Source organism: Mycobacterium shunyiense (assembly GCF_058270075.1).
The window spans coordinates 26,396-41,442 of record NZ_JBZDPU010000030.1; the positions used below are offsets into that span (position 1 = coordinate 26,396).

Here is a 15,047-nt window from a genome sequence, read left to right on the forward strand (position 1 = left end):
CCACATGATCCTGATCGCGCTGGCCGGTGTCGGTGCGGGCGCGATCAACGCCGTCGTCGGGTCTGGCACCCTGATCACCTTCCCCACGCTCGTGGCGCTGGGGATTCCGCCGGTCACCTCGACGATGTCCAATGCCGTCGGTCTGGTCGCCGGCGGTGTCTCCGGCACCTGGGGTTATCGCCGGGAGCTGCGTGGCCAGTGGAAGCGGCTGCGCTGGCAGATCCCAGGATCGCTCATCGGAGCCGGCCTGGGTTCCTGGCTGCTGCTGCACCTGCCGGAAAAGGTGTTCGTCGCGGTCGTACCGGTGTTGCTGATCCTGGCGCTGATATTGGTCGTCGTCGGCCCTCGGATCCAGGCGTGGGTGAGGAACCGCGCCGAGGAGTCCGGGCAGTCCGCCGACCACGTCAGCCCGCGTCGCATGGCGGTGCTGGTGATCGGCACGTTCGCCGTCGGCGTCTACGGCGGCTACTTCACGGCAGCCCAGGGGATCCTGCTGATCGCCGTGATGGGCGCGCTGCTGCCGGAGTCGATCCAACGGATGAACGCCGCCAAGAACCTGCTGTCGCTCTTGGTCAACATCGTCGCGGCGCTGGCGTACACGATCGTCGCGTTCGACCGGATCAGCTGGGTGGCGGCCGGCCTGATCGCGGTCGGTTCGCTGATCGGTGGATTCCTCGGCGCTCACTACGGACGTCGGCTGTCGCCGAATGCGCTGCGTGCCGTGATCGTGGTGGTGGGACTGATCGGGCTCTACCGGTTGTTGAGCCTGTAGGGCAAAGACTTGCTTGTGCGAAGCCTCAGGTAAAGTCACGTCGACTGTCGAGCAGAAAGGGGTGACCGGTGGCTGAACGTGCCTACCGCACCGCACCGTCTGCTCTGGCTGCCCTCGAGCCCTTCTGGCCGTCGCGCCGGTTGATGGCTTTCGACGAGTGGTGTCGCGCGGGTCGGTAGACACGCGCCCAACCTTCCGTCGGGTCACCCGGGGCGGTGACCACAATCGAAAGCAGCCGAACCCATGCGTTCGCTTCTGATCTTCACGCTCGTCGGCCTCGGGGCCCAGTTGGTCGACGGTGCGCTCGGGATGGCCTTCGGTGTGACCGCCTCGACCCTGCTGGTGCTCAGCGGGGTGGCGTCGGCACAGGCCAGCGCCGCGGTGCACCTGGCTGAGGTCGGGACGACGCTGGCGTCGGCGGTGTCGCACTGGCGCTTCAAGAACATCGACTGGCCGATGGTCGCCAAGCTCGGCATCCCCGGGGCCGCGGGTGCATTCGCAGGTGCGACGGTGCTGTCGGCGCTGTCGACGGAATCGGCCGCGCCGCTCATGGCGGCGATCCTGCTCGGCATCGGGCTTTACGTGCTGTTGCGTTTCTCGCTGGGTACGCCGCTGAGTCTCGGCGAACACGGCACCAGTCACAGTGCCAAGTTCTTGGCACCGCTCGGCTTGTTCGGCGGGTTCATCGATGCGTCGGGTGGCGGCGGCTGGGGTCCGGTGACCACCAGCACCCTGCTGTCGCAGGGCAAGACGGCACCGCGGACCGTGATCGGTTCGGTCAGTGCCTCGGAGTTCTTGGTGTCGGTGTCGGCGTCGATCGGCTTTCTGGTCGGGCTGCGCCAGGAGTTCCTGGAGAACTGGCCTGTGGTGCTCGGGCTGATGGTCGGCGGGGTGATCGCTGCGCCGGTCGCCGCGTGGCTGGTCAGCCGCATCAACCCGGCCTTGCTCGGTACCGCTGTCGGCGGGGTCATCCTGCTGACCAACAGCCAGAAACTGGTGCACTACTTCGGCGTGCACTGGCCGTGGTCGACGCTGATCTACACGCTCATCGTGGCGGGGTGGGCAGCCATGGTGGTCCGCGCCTGGAAGACGTCGCGGGCGCCGCGCGATGTGGATGATTCGGTTGTCACCGCGGTCGAAGAGCGGGCGGCACGCGGTTAGCCGGACTCCTTCGAGGGGCGTGACAGGCCCACGTACATGGTCTGATGCAACGACAGCACGTGATTGCGGGCAATCTCGGAGGCCGCCCGGCAGTCGCGTCGACGCAGCGCTTCCACCAATTGGGCATGTTCTCGGTTGGACTCGTGCAGGTAGCTGATCGGGTAGGGAATGAAGTAGCGGTACAGCCCGTGCAGCACGTCGCAGTAGCTATGCATCGCCCAGTCGAGACCGCTTGCCGCCGCGACCGATTCGTGGAAACGCTGATCGGCGGTGTGGAAGCCCGTCCAGTCGGTGGTCCTGGCAGCCTCGTCGACGATCGCCGCGAGCGCGTCGAGCTGCGCATCGGTGGCGGCCTGCGCCGCAGCCGCACTGAGGGCATCCTCGGCCAACGCGCGTAGGTCGATGAGGCGGCGCACCTCGGCGGCATCGGCACGGAACGTGGCCGAGGGGTGATCTGATCCGGCGTCCACCCGGGCGCCGCTACGGGCGACAAAGGTGCCGCCGACCCGGCCACGGCGACGGACCACCACGCCCTCGTCGGCCATCGACTGCAAGGCCCGGCGGACCGTGGCGACGCTGACGTCGAGCGCGGCGGCGATGTCGGGTTCGGCGGGCAGCCGTTCCCCCCTGGTCATGAGGCCCAGTTCAATGGCCAGTCCGAGGCGGGCCCGCACCGTGTCGGCGGCGCTGAGCCGGGTGATGCCCGCGACGGCGGGGGCGTTGAGCGCCGGATGCGCCTCACCGACCTGCAACGTCATGCGCCTCAGCGTACGTCAGCTATTGCTCTATTTGTTCATGCTGAACTAATATCTGGACTAAATTCGCTCATTCTGGGTTATTAATGCTTCGGAGGTCCTGTGTCCGGATCGATCACGGTGGCTGGAGTCCAGGCGGCCCCGCTCGACATCGAGGGCCTGCCGGTGTTCGGTCGGCAGGACACCGTCACCCAGTTCACGGCCGACGTGCTGCGAGTGCGGTCAGCGGTGACCGGTCCGGCACTGATCGTCTATCCCGAGATCCACCTGTTCGGTACCGAAGACACCGGCATGCTGGCCACTGCGGCAGAACCACTGGACGGTCCATTGATCGCCGCCCTCGGCGAGGTGGCCCGCGCCGCCGATGCCTGGCTGGTTCCCGGCTCGGTGTGCGAGCTGGGGGAGAACGGTGAATTATTCAACACCGCACCGGTTTTCGCCCCCGACGGCCGGCTCGTGGCGTCCTACCGCAAGATCTTCCCCTGGCGACCGTTCGAGAAGTACACGCCGGGCGACCAGTTCGTCACCGTAGACATCCCTCAGGTCGGCCGACTCGGGCTGTCCATCTGCTATGACGCCTGGTTCCCGGAGGTGAGCCGCCATCTGGCCTGGATGGGCGCCGACGTGATCGTCAATGTCGTCAAGACCACCACCGAGGACCGGAGTCAGGAACTGGTGCTGGCTCGCGCCAATTCGATTGTGAACCAAGTCTTCACGGTGAGCGTCAACTGCGCTGGACCGGTGGGCAAGGGGCGCAGCCTCATCGTCGACCCCGAAGGCGCTGTGCTCCAGGAGACCCCGGGCGCAGCCCCGGATGTGCTCTGCCAGCACATCGACTTCGGGGCCGTCGCCGCGGTACGCGAGCGAGGAACCGCCGGTACCAACCGGATGTGGGACCAGTTCGGACCGTCGGACCGTCCGATCGGATTACCGCTGTACCAGGGTCGAATCGACCCGCAGCGTTGGTCACCGTCGAACCGCCACGCCGACTGAAAGGCACCACCATGACACCGCCATCTGCCGGGCAACCGACCCTGGTGCGCGCCCTCGGGTTGCGCTCGCTGGTGCTGTTCGGGCTGGCCTACATGACGCCGCTGATCGTGCTCGGCATCTTCGGCGTGATCGCGTCCACCACCGCCGGAGCGTCGGCGTCGGCCTACCTTATCGCGCTGGCGGCCATGCTGTTCACCGCGTCAAGTTACGGCAGGATGGCGGCCGCGTATCCGGTGTCGGGGTCGGCCTACACCTACGTGCGCCGCACCATCGACCCACGCGTCGGATTCCTCACCGGCTGGGCGGTATTGCTGGACTATCTGTTCCTGCCCATGGTCATCTGGCTGATCGGGGCCGCATATCTGGACGCTCAATTCCCGGGCATACCCGGCTGGGTGTGGGTGCTGGGATTCATCCTCATCACCACCGCGCTCAACGTGATCGGCATCAAGGTCGCCGATAAGGCCAACTATCTGCTGATGGCATTCCAGCTGTTGGTCATCGGGTTGTTCGTGGCGCTGTCGGTCGCCTCCGTCGTCCGCAGCAGCGGCGCCGGCGGGCTGCTCAGTGCGAGTCCGTTCACCGGGATCGGCGCCGGCATCGGGGGTGTCACGGCCGGCGCGGCCATCGCGGCCTACTCCTTCCTCGGATTCGACGCCGTCACCACCTTCACCGAGGAAGCCATCGAACCGCGCAAGAACATGCCCCGAGCCATCCTGCTGATCGCACTGATCGGCGGCGCCATCTTCCTGGTCATCGCGTACACCACCCAATTGGTGCACCCTGGTGGGGAATTCGCTGATTCCTCGTCGGCGGCCCTGGAAATCGCCAAGCAGATCGGCGGCAATTTGTTCGGGGCAGTGTTTCTCGCCGGTCTGATCCTCGCCCAGTTCGCGTCCGGCATCGCCGCACAGGCCTCCGCATCGCGACTGCTGTTCGCCATGGGCCGCGACGGCACCCTGCCCCGGTCGGTGTTCGGCACACTGAGCGCCAAATTCCGTACTCCGGCGGCCAACCTGGTGATGGTCGGCGCGGTGGGCCTGCTGGCGATGTTCCTCGACGTGGCGACCTCGACGTCATTCATCAACTTCGGGGCGTTCGTTGCGTTCACCCTCGTGAATGTGTCGGTCATCGTCTACTACTTCCGCCACCGGGCCTCCGGCGAGTCGCGCAGCCCGCTGCTCTACGTCGTGGCGCCGGCGATCGGTGCGATCATCACGTCGTATCTGCTGCTGCAGCTCGACTCCCGGGCGATCGTCCTTGGGCTCTGTTGGCTCGGCCTCGGCATCGTCGTGCTGGGCGTGACGAGTCGGGGTTTCAGGACGCTGCCACCTGAGATCGCCGTCGACGAAGCCGAGGCGACGACCGTCGAAACCACAGCCCAGTGAGGGGTGGCCTGTGACGGGTGGGGCGGATTACGAGAACGGCGGGCGGCTACGGTAAGCTTTCGACTCGCTGCCGGTGCAAGCCGGAAGCACGCGGGCTGTGGCGCAGCTTGGTAGCGCACTTGACTGGGGGTCAAGTGGTCGCAGGTTCAAATCCTGTCAGCCCGACAAAGAAAAGAAACTCGCCGGCGTAAGCCGAGCGAGTTTTTTCTTTGTCGAGGAATTGGGGCGGGTCCTGTCAGCTCGACGATGAAAACCCCTTCTGAACTCGGCCGGAAGGGGCAGGAGGCGATTCCCCGGTCTGCGCCATGTCGCGTAGCACCTCCGCGACGAGCTCCTTGATGCCGTCCAGCGCCTCATGCGGCGTCGGTGCCAGGAACGACAGCGACGGGAACTCCGCGGCGAGCCCGACGAACTCGCGGTCCTCTTCCGACCAGTCGGCCCGGTACCGGTAGTGCTGCGGCCGACGTCCCTCGGGGCCGTGCACGTCCGGGCAGTCTGCGAGGCAGCAGCCGCACACTGGTGTGTCGTCGCCGCCGACGAGGAGGTCGGTGACGCTGGTGCACTCGCAGTCCGGGCATCGGCACGGCCGCATCGGCTCGCCCTCGTCGAGCACCTTCATGGCGTCGAGGGTATGGCCAGCCACCGACACATCGCTGGTGCTCGACTGCGGCGATCCAGAATTGCGGGCTCATGACCGAGGGGCGGGCTCGGATTGGCGTCGCCGTCTGGTGTACTTCTGCGGTAGCGGTCGGGGGACCGCGGTGGAGGGGGAACCGTGGCGAAACGATCACCGATTCTTCAGGCATGGAACGATGCGCTGCGACCCGCGTGCAAGAGCCGCGGCATGCGGTTTGTCAGCGCGACGGGGTTCGTCCTCGACGACGTCTACGTGACCGAACTCTTCTACCCGCAGGTGTTCCACCCGGACCGGGACCCGGACCGGCTGCGGATCACCTGGACGGTGGAGATCAAGCCGCTTGCCGTCGACGAGATCCTTTGGGCCGCTTTCATGCCCGACGAGGTGATTGGGCGGCAGATGCGGATGAACCGCCGCGTCAACGGCGCCTTCAAGGTGCAGCCGTTGCGGATCGGCACCGGCCACCGGGACATTCCGGCGACCGGCGAGCCGGACTGGGATCCGGTGCTCGACGAGTTCGACCGCGTACGTGGTGAGTTCATCACCGCGCACCCCACTGCCGCCGACTACGCGGCCGTCGTGGAGCGGTCCCCCGACGGGATCGCCCCCAACCGGGCCTTGACCCGCACCGTCACCGCGCTGATCGCCGCCGGGCGCAACGCTGACGCCGCGGGGTTGGCGGATGAGGCGATCGCCCGCGGTGAGCGGGGCGGGATGTCCTCGACGGTCGACGTGCTCAAGTACCTGGCCGCCTACGCGAAAGGCCCTGCGGCGTATGCCGCGTTCACTGAGAGCCTCACCCCGACCCACGACTACCAGGTGCTGTGCGAGACCGACCGCACCATCTCCAGCGATCTGATCCGTGAGCACCACCGGGGCATCATCGGCCACCACCTGCGCAGCATGGACGGCGCCGACCCGTGGGCCATCGTGCTCAGCGCCCGCCCACCGCGCGGCGTACCGGCCGACTTCTCGACGTCGCTGTACCTGCAGGCCGCCGGCACCGCCGAGGCCATGGAGATCGAGTTCTGCCGGCCTGGCGGAGCCGACATCGGTGCCGTGTCGGTGCGGTCGGTAGTCGGCCACCCGCACAGCGGCCCCGTCGAGCTCGACGTCGACGTCGTGTTGCCACGCAGCGTTCAGACGATCAGCCGCCACGAGGTGTTCACCGCGGACGAGGCCGCGGACATGTTCGAGCGGTTCTACCGGACCGACACGATCGGGGACGGTTACACGCTCCGCCCGGTGGAGGGCTACACGGCCGAGGGAGGGTACATCGACATGCGAGGAGCCACCTGATGGACGAACTTCTGTCCCACAAGCTCTTTGGTGACTGGACCGACGGCCACCGGCACCGTGCTGTGTTGGTCGACACCGATTTCGCACCCGACAGCGAGGCGTGGGTGGAGGAGCTGCTCACGGGCGCTCTCGCCGCGATGGCGAACGCCGGCGTTGAGGTGACCCGCACGCCGCTGCGTAACGCCGACGGCAGGATCTACCTCACTCTCGACGGGCAGGAGATCATGGCGCTCGACGTCGACAACGGTTCGCTCCACGACGGAGTGCACGGCATCCTCGGCCGGTTCGACGCGATCGCCGCCGTCCGTGGTCGTCGCGAGCGCTGGAACGTCTGCGGAGACCCGGTCGGGGTCGGATACTTCGTCACTCCCGAGGAACTCGTGACCCCGGCGGGAGTCGACGTGCGTGAACTCGACATCGGCGAGCCCTGGTACCGAGCCCGTCCCGACTGACGTGCCGATAGCCGTAGGCACTGTCTTTTCCAGATTCATCAGGGGCGCTACATGACTCGCTGTTCGACGTTCGGTCGTGCGGCCTGAGTCCCATCTGGGTCAGACGTTCATCTACGACATCTCGGCCGAGGAGTCGAGTTGCACGTGTCAGTAGCTCAGCGGCCTGTTCGGGGTCCACGGTCAGGCCACCGTCGCCGGTGAGAAGCATCAGCGCGGCGACGAGTGCCGCCTGTCCGTGGTCGGCCTCGGCAGCCTTGAGATACCACTGCAGGGACATCTCGGCGTCGCGCGTCAGCCCGTTCGTGCCAGCGCCGTAGAAGGCACCGAGGTTGTACTGCGCGCGGGTACTGCCCAGATCGGCGGCCCAGAAGAACCATCCCAACCCGGCGCCTTCGTCGCGAGGTAGGCCGATGCCGGCCTGGCGCATCAGACCCAGCTCGAATGCAGCATCAGCGTTGCCGAGGTTCGCCGCGGCATGGAACTTGTGCACCGCCGCAACCGGGTCTGCGGGGACGCCGAAGCCGGCGTTCAGCAGGTAACCGATGAACACGAGGATGTCGGCTCGCTCGGGTACGGAGTTACCTAACATCTCCGCGCGCTGCCAGACCTCATCGGCGAGATCGGTGCGCCTGGCGAAGTACGCAGTCTGTGCGAGCTGCAGCGAAGCTTCGGGGTGTCCGAGCAGTTCGGCCAAGCGATACAGCTCGATCGCGCGGTTGTCATTCTTGGGGAGGAGAGGCGCGCGCCACGTCCCGCCGTTCCGGTACAGCGCAGCCAGCTCCATGTAGGACTCTGCCAGGCCCGCGTCGCCCGCACGCTCGAAGCCCAACACCATCACATCCGCGGCGTCGGGCGGCAACAACCCGGCGCGGTGTTCGTTGCGCACGAAGGCCGCCGACAACTCCCGGGCGTCCTCGAACAAACCCTGCGAGTCCGAACCCGGATCGGACAGCGTCTGCATCAACTTCGTGTACGCGACCGACACCACCGCGTCACGATAGCGGTTCCTGCGGCACGCTGGGCTACTGGTATTCGTCGTCGCCAACAGCCGGACGGGCTTTACTGGAACTTCTGGTGGAACTGAGGGTTTCGAGCGAAAGCGCGACCGCGATTTTGTGGCGGCCGCGTGCTCAGGTCCACCCTCGTCGTGAACCGAGTGATGCCCGTAGCGCGCAGCCCGCGCGGCAGGTACGAGACGGGAGTTGGGATCGGTAGCGATGCACCGCGTGGTCCGCTTGTCCGGTAAGGAAGTCGACGAGGAGGACGGACATCGTGTGGTGGATTATTCCGCTGGTGGTGATCGTGTTCGACGTAGCGATCTTGGCGATCTTCGTCATCGCCAAACGGAGGCATCGCGGGGATGGCTCGCGCCGCCGAAGCGGGCTGGGGTCTGTCGCCGGTGCCGGCGGTGCCGCAGCGTTCTGGGCGGCCGGCGCGGACTCCGGTTTCAGCGACGGAGGGCATGGGGGGCACGGGGGATGCGGTGGTGGAAGTAGTTGTGGTGGCGGCGGAGGTTGCGGGGGCGGCGGTTGCTGATGATCACGCTGCGAAAGGGTGGCGCCCGACGTGCCGCCGGGCAGGTGATCGCCGATCTGGAATTGCCGGAGGCCGTGTTCAGGACCTGCCCGTGGCAGCCGCGTGAGCGCATCGAAACCGGTCTGCGTCAGTGGTTTCGATGCTGCGCCGTAGCGCTGCGCGACGGTCAGGTCATTGGGATGCCCTCACGCGCGGTCGATGAAGCCTGGCACGGCCTGATCCTGTGCACCGCGCGCTATGCGGCATTCTGTGACGCCGCCTATGGGCAATTTCTGCACCACCACCCCGACGGCGGTGCGCCGCCCGGAGCTACGGCGACCGGCGAGTGCATGGATGGACAGCTGCGCCGCACCGTCATCGCTTGGTCCATGATCGCCGGGCCGGGTGAGCGGTGCGTCCTGTGGGATCTGGACTCTCGTCTCGGGCTTGATGAGCCGTGGGGTGTGAGTCCGCGACGGGTCGCGGAAATCGAAGCGGCACTGAGCAGTCGGCGCGGCGCCGAGTCGGGATGACGACCCCGAACTACCCCGACGCCGCCCGACGCACCTCGGCCTCGCCAGAGACCGATTCCAAGCTGTCACCGACATAGACCGTCACCACGGCCGTGGCCTGGAACAGCCCGTAGAAGTCGTCGGTCCGGGCGAATGTGTGTGCGCGGGAGAACAAGGGCTGCACGTCGAACACCTTCACCCGAAGCTTCTCGCGGGTGAGTCTGCCCAACTCCCGGCCGGATTCGGGATCGGTGATCACCTGATCCGACTCGGACTGCACGGCGAAGATCATGCCGGGCGTCACACCCGCCTCGGCCCCACGGTTGATCACCAACGTGTAGTCGTCCTCGATGAGGGCGACCTGACCGGAGAGGGTGTGCTCGGTCATGAGACGGCCAGGGAAGTGTTTTCCCGCAGGGTCTTTGCCGCCGAGCCGGCCCGGATGCGCGGCCGCGAGTCATGGTCGTCCACAGCCAGCAACGCGTCGACGTGGCTCGCTGTGTCCTGTTCCGTGCCGAGCGTGAGCTCGACGGCGGTCTTGGCCTGGAAGAGGGCGATCATTGCATGTTGTTGACGCTCGGCACCGAAGGCGTTGAGCGCGAGTGTCAGCTTCTTGTCGACGTATTCGATCGAACGCTGTAGGTCTGAGACCGGTGCGGCAACGGCGGGGACCGCCGCACTCGGCGCGGACTGAGTGCCGAGTCCGCTGTACCAGCGGTGTCCGAGCACGCCGAGGGTGACCGAGCACAACGGAACCACGACGACGATGCACACCAGGGCGACAGCGCCGTCCAGCGCGATCGCGCCGACGATGCCGAGAAGCGTGAAAATGCCCATCAGGGTCAGCACGCGAACGGCTGGAGGCACCGCATCGATCGCCAGTGCCAGCTGTCGAACGGTGCGGGCGACATACCGGGCAACGCCGGCAATGAACCCCATGATGGCGGTGACGGCGTTGCGCGCGATCCGGCCCACCTCATCGGCTTGCTCACGCGTGACGGGGGATTTGGGCATCGTCCAGACGCGCTGCTGCGGAGTCGGCGCACTGGCGACCGTTTCGGGTTCAGTGCGCACCTCGCCGGCCTCCGGGGTGGATGTCGGGGGCACCGGGACAGCGTTGGTCACATTCGCATCATCAACCACATCTGCATCATCGCGCCGTTTGCTCTCGATGCTGGTTCCGGCGCGCCGACGATCCGCAATTTCACCGTCGGCAAAGGTGAACCTGGTGGGGACGGCGAGTAACAAGTTCCGCTGGTGCGGGGCGAATCACTTTTCAGCCGGGCCGGCGCGGGATATGAATCAAGGGTGAGCAACCATCATGTGAACCTGACTCCGCAGGAAGATTCGTTGATCGCCGAGAGTCATCCAGACGCTCTGGCCCGCATGGATGAGAAGGCGCTGAAGGATCTGCAGAGTCGGCTGAGGCAAGCGCGTGAGAAGAACTTCAGCTTGTTGCGCCGCCAGGGGGCGGCCCGCGTCGAGGCCGAAGGTGCCCGTGGCGCTGCACAGCCGGCCAACGAGAAGCGCGGTGAAAAGGTCGATGTCTTCGACGAGGCGCTGGCCCGGGTCGGTCAGCGGTTGGAGGACGTCAGCGACACCGAATAGGAGTCGACCGACTTTCCTGCGAAAGTCCTGTTGGTAGTGCTTTGACGGGTCGAGCCTGCGGTAGCGTCGTTAGCGGTTCTAGGTAATCCGGCGATGTCCGATGGCAAGTAGGGAGCGGCGAGTGGATCTCGGAATCTGGGGCGACCTGACGATCCTTGCCGGCGTGATGGCCGTGACGTTCGGTGCTTGTGTGTTCGTGTACATCGGCCGGCTGGAGAAGAGAACCCCCGCGTCGTTGGGCGAGAAGGTCGGCGCCCACAAGGCGGTGCTCGCCAAGCTGCGCAAGCGTGAACCGATGTCGCGGGATGAGTTCGACTACGCGACCGAGCTGGTGAACGACGCTCGCTCGCCGCTTGCCTACGCGATGCCGGCCGTCCTGTTCACCATGGGCTTCTTCTATGTCGTCGGCTGCATGTACATGCTGCATCGCGATGGCGGCAATCCGTCATTCCGGACGTTCATCGGCGGCATCCCCATGTTGACCTCGATGAACATCGCCGCTCAGCTTCGCCGGGTCGCGGGGCTGAAGGGGAAGCTGCGGGATGTCGAGGTGACGGACGAGCCGTCTGACGAGCTCAGTTCTGCTGCGAGAGGCTGACTTCCGTCACTTCGGGGACGGAGCCGCCGCGTCGTCGTCCTCCCACAGTAGAAGCTGGCGAACCGAGGCGCGTGATCCGTACGGCTGCAGCATCTGGCTCGCCGGCCGCGGCCGGATCCGCAGTGGCCACCAGAACCACCGGCCGAGCAGTGTGGCAATGGACGGCGTCATGAACGACCGCACGATCAGCGTGTCGAACAGCAGACCGAGGGCGATCGTGGTGCCGATCTGACCGAGGACCCGAAGGTCGGCGAAGATGAACGACGCCATGGTCGCGGCGAAGACCAGACCGGCCGAGGTGACCACCGCGCCGGAGCCGGCCATCGATCGGATGATGCCGGTGTTCAACCCGGCATGTATCTCCTCCTTGAAGCGCGAGACCAGGAGGAGGTTGTAGTCCGAGCCGACCGCCAACAGCAGGATCACGGCCAGCGCCAGCACGATCCAGAACAGGTCGATGCCGAACAGGTCCTGCCAGATCAGTACCGAGAGCCCGAACGAGGCGCCCAGCGACAGTGCCACGGTCCCCACGATGACGAGTGCGGCGACGATGCTGCGGGTGATGAACATCATTACCAGCAGGATCAGGCTGAGCGCGGCGATGGCGGCGATCATGAGGTCGTATTTGGCGCCGTCCTGAATGTCCTTGTAGGTCGCCGCGGTGCCGGCGAGGTAGATCTTTGATCCGGCCAGGGGCGTGCCTTTGACGGCTCCCTGGGCGGCGTGCCGGATGGCATCGATGTGCGAAATGCCCTCCGGTGTAGCGGGATCGCCGTCGTGAGTGATGATCATGCGGGCGGCCTTGCCGTCCGGAGACATGAACAGCTTCATACCGCGCTGGAATTCGGGGTTGGTGAATGCCTCCGGCGGTAGGTAGAACGAGTCATCGGTTTTCGAGGCGTCGTAGGCCTGGCCCAGCGCGGTGGCATTCTCCAGCGCGGCCTCCGTCTGCGCGTTGATGCCCGAGTTCGTGGCGAAGTTGGTCATGGTCAGGTCGCGGTTGGTCTGCTGGCTGGCGATCTGAGGCGGGATGAGAGCGAGCAATTTCGGTTGCAGCGCATCCAATTTCGAAATGCTCCCCGAGACGTTGGCCAGCTGGTCGGTCAGTTCGTCGATACCGTCGAGCGCATCGAAGACCGACCGCAACGCGGCGCACATGGGAATGTCGAAACAGTGCGGCTCCCAGTAGAAGTAGTTGCGCAACGGGCGGAACTGATCGTCGAAGTCGGCGATTTTGTCGCGCAGGCTCTGCGCCGTGGCGCCGGTCTGCTGGATGGCCTTGGCCTGCTCGTCGGTGACGGCGGCCGACTGTTGCTGCAGGGCGTACTGCTGACGCAGGATGTCGATCGAATTGTTGATCACACCAACCTGTTTGAGCAGATCAGCGGTGCGGGCCTGCTGAAAGGGCAGGTTGTTGATCTGCTGTGCGCTGCCCGCGCTGATCTGGAACGGGATCGACGTATGGTCCAGTGGGGTACCGAGCGGGCGGGTGATGGACTGCACCTGGGCGATACCGTCGGTGTGGAAGACGGCCTTGGCGACGCGTTCCAGCAGGATCATGTCGGTCGAATTGCGCAGATCGTGATCCGCTTCGATCATCAGCAGTTCGGGATTGAGCTGGGCCTGTGAGAAGTGGCGTTCGGCGGCGGCGTAGCCGACGTTGGCCGGAGCGCTGGCGGGCATGTAGGGCCGCGCGTCGTAACTCGTCTGATAACGCGGCAGGGCGAGCAGGCCGATGAGGGCCACCGCGATCGTCACCGCCAGGATGGGCCCGGGCCAGCGGACGATCGCCGTCCCGATGCGTCGCCAACCCCGGGTGCGCATCGCGCGGGCAGGCTCGAACAGACCGAAATGGCGGCCGATGACCAGCAATGCCGGCGCCAGGGTCAACGCCGCAACCACTGCGACCAGCACGCCGGTGCCGGCGGGAATACCGAGGCTCTGGAAGTACGGGAGGCGAGTGAACGTCAGGCACAGCACCGCCCCGGCGATCGTCAGACCCGAACCCAGGATGATGTGTGCGGTTCCGTGGTACATCGTGTTGAACGCGGTGACGCGGTCCTGCCCGGCATGACGCGCTTCGTGGAACCGGCCGAGGATGAAGATCGCGTAGTCGGTGCCGGCGGCGATGACCAGCAGCGTCAGCAGATTGGTCGAATACGTTGACAGCTCGATGATCCCGGCGTTGGCGAGCACCGCGACGACACCACGGGATGCGGTCAGCTCGATCATCACCGTGAAGATCACAAAGAACACCGTGGTGAGCCGGCGGTAGAGCGAGAACAACATCACCGCGATGACCCCGATGGTGATCAGCGTGGTTTTCAGGGTTCCGTGGCGGCCCACCTCGAACTGGTCGGTGACCAGGGGAGCGGCGCCGGTGACATAGGCCTTGACGCCCGGTGGCGGCGTCGTCTGGTTGACGATGTTGCGCACCGAGTCGACGGACTCATTTGCAAGTGACTCACCCTGGTTGCCGGCGAGGTATACCTGCACCAGTGCGGCCTTGCCGTCAGTGCTCTGCGAGCCCGCCGCCGTCAGCGGATCTCCCCAGAAATCCTGGATGTGCTGGACGTGCTTGGTGTCCTCGCGGAGCTTCTGGACCAAGCCGTCGTAGTAGTGGTGTGCATCGGCACCGAGCGGTTGATCGCCCTCCAGGACGATCATCGCCGAACTGTCGGAATCGAATTCGTCGAACACCTTGCCGATCCGCTTGGCGGCTTGCAGCGATGGCGCGTCCTGGGGACTCAGCGACACGTTGTGCGACTCGGCGACGGTCTCGAGCTGTGGCACGAAGACGTTCGTCACCACCGCCAGGCCCAGCCAGAACAGTGCGATGACCACTGAGAACCGCCGGATGAGGTCCGGAACCCGGTGGGTGCTCATCCGGACTTGTCCAGGCACGAGGTGTAGGCGTTCAAGGTGTTCACTGTTCTCTCGTCCTTGATCACGTCGTCGATCTTGATCCGGCACCCGATCGAACTGCTGTCGCCTTGGGCTTGGACATTGACGAACACCGCGGGTTGGGTGGTGGTCGTGTCATAGGCCCACGGCAGGGTGACCGCGTCGGCGCGCTGAGGTTGGGCGTTGACGTCCAGGTAGGTGATGGTGGCTACCGTGCCTGGCGGACCGAAGACTTCGATGACCACATGTTTGGGGTTGAACGGGACGATGTCGTTCACCGAACCGCTGGGGGTGGAGGTGACGTCGTGCGACGCGAAGATGCCGTGCAGCCGATTCACCACGAATCCAGCCACCAGCAGCACGACTATCGCCACCAGCACCATCCAGCGTTGGCCGAGTCGACGAATGAACGAAACCCGTTGCATCCGTGACCCTTTCGCAGCGTCGACCAGG

The 15,047-nt window shown here is 65.8% G+C and carries 16 protein-coding genes and 1 tRNA gene; 10 read left to right on the plus strand and 7 right to left on the minus strand.

What is annotated here, in order from left to right; genetic code table 11:
• Nucleotides 1-4: 4 nt before the first annotated feature.
• Together AC4ELH_RS27945 and AC4ELH_RS27950 are read left to right on the plus strand one after the other, a co-directional pair.
• Complete coding sequence (locus AC4ELH_RS27945) at nt 5-772, plus strand: sulfite exporter TauE/SafE family protein (RefSeq protein WP_082940082.1); 768 nt, start codon at nt 5-7, stop codon at nt 770-772.
• A gap of 243 nt (nt 773-1,015) precedes the next feature.
• Nucleotides 1,016-1,933: a sulfite exporter TauE/SafE family protein gene (locus AC4ELH_RS27950; RefSeq protein ID WP_064885052.1), complete on the plus strand. Its 918-nt coding sequence runs from the start codon at nt 1,016-1,018 to the stop codon at nt 1,931-1,933.
• On the opposite strand, the gene AC4ELH_RS27955 is transcribed toward AC4ELH_RS27950, so the two are convergent.
• Nucleotides 1,930-2,691: a FadR/GntR family transcriptional regulator gene (locus AC4ELH_RS27955; protein ID WP_498887963.1), complete on the minus strand. Its 762-nt coding sequence runs from the start codon at nt 2,689-2,691 to the stop codon at nt 1,930-1,932. The genes AC4ELH_RS27950 and AC4ELH_RS27955 overlap by 4 nt on opposite strands.
• A gap of 99 nt (nt 2,692-2,790) precedes the next feature.
• On the opposite strand from AC4ELH_RS27955, the gene AC4ELH_RS27960 reads away from it, so the two are divergent.
• The 3 genes from AC4ELH_RS27960 (at nt 2,791) to AC4ELH_RS27970 (ending at nt 5,234) form a co-directional block, all read left to right on the plus strand.
• Nucleotides 2,791-3,681: a carbon-nitrogen hydrolase family protein gene (locus AC4ELH_RS27960; protein ID WP_498887965.1), complete on the plus strand. Its 891-nt coding sequence runs from the start codon at nt 2,791-2,793 to the stop codon at nt 3,679-3,681.
• Nucleotides 3,682-3,692: 11 nt separating this feature from the next.
• The gene (locus tag AC4ELH_RS27965; protein WP_498887967.1) at nt 3,693-5,069 is read left to right on the plus strand and encodes an APC family permease; all 1,377 of its coding nucleotides are present in this window, start codon (nt 3,693-3,695) and stop codon (nt 5,067-5,069) included.
• A 91-nt stretch (nt 5,070-5,160) separates the two neighbouring features.
• A tRNA-Pro gene (locus tag AC4ELH_RS27970) sits at nt 5,161-5,234 on the plus strand.
• 70 nt (nt 5,235-5,304) lie between these two features.
• On the opposite strand, the gene AC4ELH_RS27975 is transcribed toward AC4ELH_RS27970, so the two are convergent.
• The gene (locus tag AC4ELH_RS27975; protein ID WP_498887968.1) at nt 5,305-5,712 is read right to left on the minus strand and encodes a hypothetical protein; all 408 of its coding nucleotides are present in this window, start codon (nt 5,710-5,712) and stop codon (nt 5,305-5,307) included.
• 201 nt (nt 5,713-5,913) lie between these two features.
• On the opposite strand from AC4ELH_RS27975, the gene AC4ELH_RS27980 reads away from it, so the two are divergent.
• Nucleotides 5,914-7,005: a hypothetical protein gene (locus AC4ELH_RS27980; protein ID WP_498887970.1), complete on the plus strand. Its 1,092-nt coding sequence runs from the start codon at nt 5,914-5,916 to the stop codon at nt 7,003-7,005.
• Entirely contained in the window at nt 7,005-7,457 is a 453-nt protein-coding gene (locus AC4ELH_RS27985) for a hypothetical protein (protein ID WP_498887972.1), read from the plus strand. The genes AC4ELH_RS27980 and AC4ELH_RS27985 overlap by 1 nt, the downstream gene beginning before the upstream one ends.
• On the opposite strand, the gene AC4ELH_RS27990 is transcribed toward AC4ELH_RS27985, so the two are convergent.
• Complete coding sequence (locus AC4ELH_RS27990) at nt 7,369-8,445, minus strand: tetratricopeptide repeat protein (protein WP_498887974.1); 1,077 nt, start codon at nt 8,443-8,445, stop codon at nt 7,369-7,371. The two genes, AC4ELH_RS27985 and AC4ELH_RS27990, sit on opposite strands and share 89 nt — an antisense overlap.
• 547 nt (nt 8,446-8,992) lie before the next feature.
• Between AC4ELH_RS27990 and AC4ELH_RS27995 the strand changes: the two genes are divergently transcribed.
• Complete coding sequence (locus tag AC4ELH_RS27995; protein ID WP_498887976.1) at nt 8,993-9,505, plus strand: UCP032817 domain-containing protein; 513 nt, start codon at nt 8,993-8,995, stop codon at nt 9,503-9,505.
• Between the two features lie 10 nt (nt 9,506-9,515).
• Here the strand turns inward: AC4ELH_RS27995 and AC4ELH_RS28000 are convergent, their stop codons facing one another.
• Together AC4ELH_RS28000 and AC4ELH_RS28005 are read right to left on the minus strand one after the other, a co-directional pair.
• On the minus strand, nt 9,516-9,872 hold the full coding sequence (locus tag AC4ELH_RS28000) for a hypothetical protein (protein ID WP_498887978.1): 357 nt from the start codon (nt 9,870-9,872) through the stop codon (nt 9,516-9,518).
• Nucleotides 9,869-10,609 (minus strand): hypothetical protein, encoded by a 741-nt coding sequence (locus AC4ELH_RS28005; RefSeq protein WP_498887980.1) that lies wholly within the window; start codon nt 10,607-10,609, stop codon nt 9,869-9,871. Before AC4ELH_RS28005 ends, AC4ELH_RS28000 begins: the two co-directional genes overlap by 4 nt.
• Before the next feature lie 183 nt (nt 10,610-10,792).
• Here AC4ELH_RS28005 and AC4ELH_RS28010 point away from each other — a divergent pair, with 183 nt between their 5' ends.
• The gene (locus AC4ELH_RS28010) at nt 10,793-11,092 is read left to right on the plus strand and encodes a hypothetical protein (RefSeq protein ID WP_448447019.1); all 300 of its coding nucleotides are present in this window, start codon (nt 10,793-10,795) and stop codon (nt 11,090-11,092) included.
• A 121-nt stretch (nt 11,093-11,213) separates the two neighbouring features.
• Nucleotides 11,214-11,690, plus strand: a complete 477-nt coding sequence (locus AC4ELH_RS28015) for a hypothetical protein (protein WP_448447021.1) — start codon at nt 11,214-11,216, stop codon at nt 11,688-11,690.
• Nucleotides 11,691-11,696: 6 nt separating this feature from the next.
• Here the strand turns inward: AC4ELH_RS28015 and AC4ELH_RS28020 are convergent, their stop codons facing one another.
• Nucleotides 11,697-14,576, minus strand: coding sequence for an MMPL/RND family transporter (locus AC4ELH_RS28020; protein ID WP_498887983.1), 2,880 nt, complete (start codon nt 14,574-14,576; stop codon nt 11,697-11,699).
• Entirely contained in the window at nt 14,573-15,019 is a 447-nt protein-coding gene (locus AC4ELH_RS28025) for an MmpS family transport accessory protein (protein ID WP_110777536.1), read from the minus strand. The genes AC4ELH_RS28020 and AC4ELH_RS28025 overlap by 4 nt, the downstream gene beginning before the upstream one ends.
• Between the last annotated feature and the right edge of the window lie 28 nt (nt 15,020-15,047).

Bases quoted from the DNA above. Each gene is read 5' to 3' on its own strand.
- AC4ELH_RS28025 (WP_110777536.1), bottom strand. From the start codon at position 15,019: ATGCAACGGGTTTCGTTCATTCGTCGACTCGGCCAACGCTGGATGGTG.
- AC4ELH_RS28000 (WP_498887978.1), bottom strand. From the start codon at position 9,872: ATGACCGAGCACACCCTCTCCGGTCAGGTCGCCCTCATCGAGGACGAC.
- AC4ELH_RS27985 (WP_498887972.1), top strand. From the start codon at position 7,005: ATGGACGAACTTCTGTCCCACAAGCTCTTTGGTGACTGGACCGACGGC.
- AC4ELH_RS27955 (WP_498887963.1), bottom strand. From the start codon at position 2,691: ATGACGTTGCAGGTCGGTGAGGCGCATCCGGCGCTCAACGCCCCCGCC.
- AC4ELH_RS27980 (WP_498887970.1), top strand. From the start codon at position 5,914: ATGCGGTTTGTCAGCGCGACGGGGTTCGTCCTCGACGACGTCTACGTG.
- AC4ELH_RS27950 (WP_064885052.1), top strand. From the start codon at position 1,016: ATGCGTTCGCTTCTGATCTTCACGCTCGTCGGCCTCGGGGCCCAGTTG.
- AC4ELH_RS27965 (WP_498887967.1), top strand. From the start codon at position 3,693: ATGACACCGCCATCTGCCGGGCAACCGACCCTGGTGCGCGCCCTCGGG.
- AC4ELH_RS27945 (WP_082940082.1), top strand. From the start codon at position 5: ATGATCCTGATCGCGCTGGCCGGTGTCGGTGCGGGCGCGATCAACGCC.
- AC4ELH_RS27995 (WP_498887976.1), top strand. From the start codon at position 8,993: ATGATCACGCTGCGAAAGGGTGGCGCCCGACGTGCCGCCGGGCAGGTG.
- AC4ELH_RS28020 (WP_498887983.1), bottom strand. From the start codon at position 14,576: ATGAGCACCCACCGGGTTCCGGACCTCATCCGGCGGTTCTCAGTGGTC.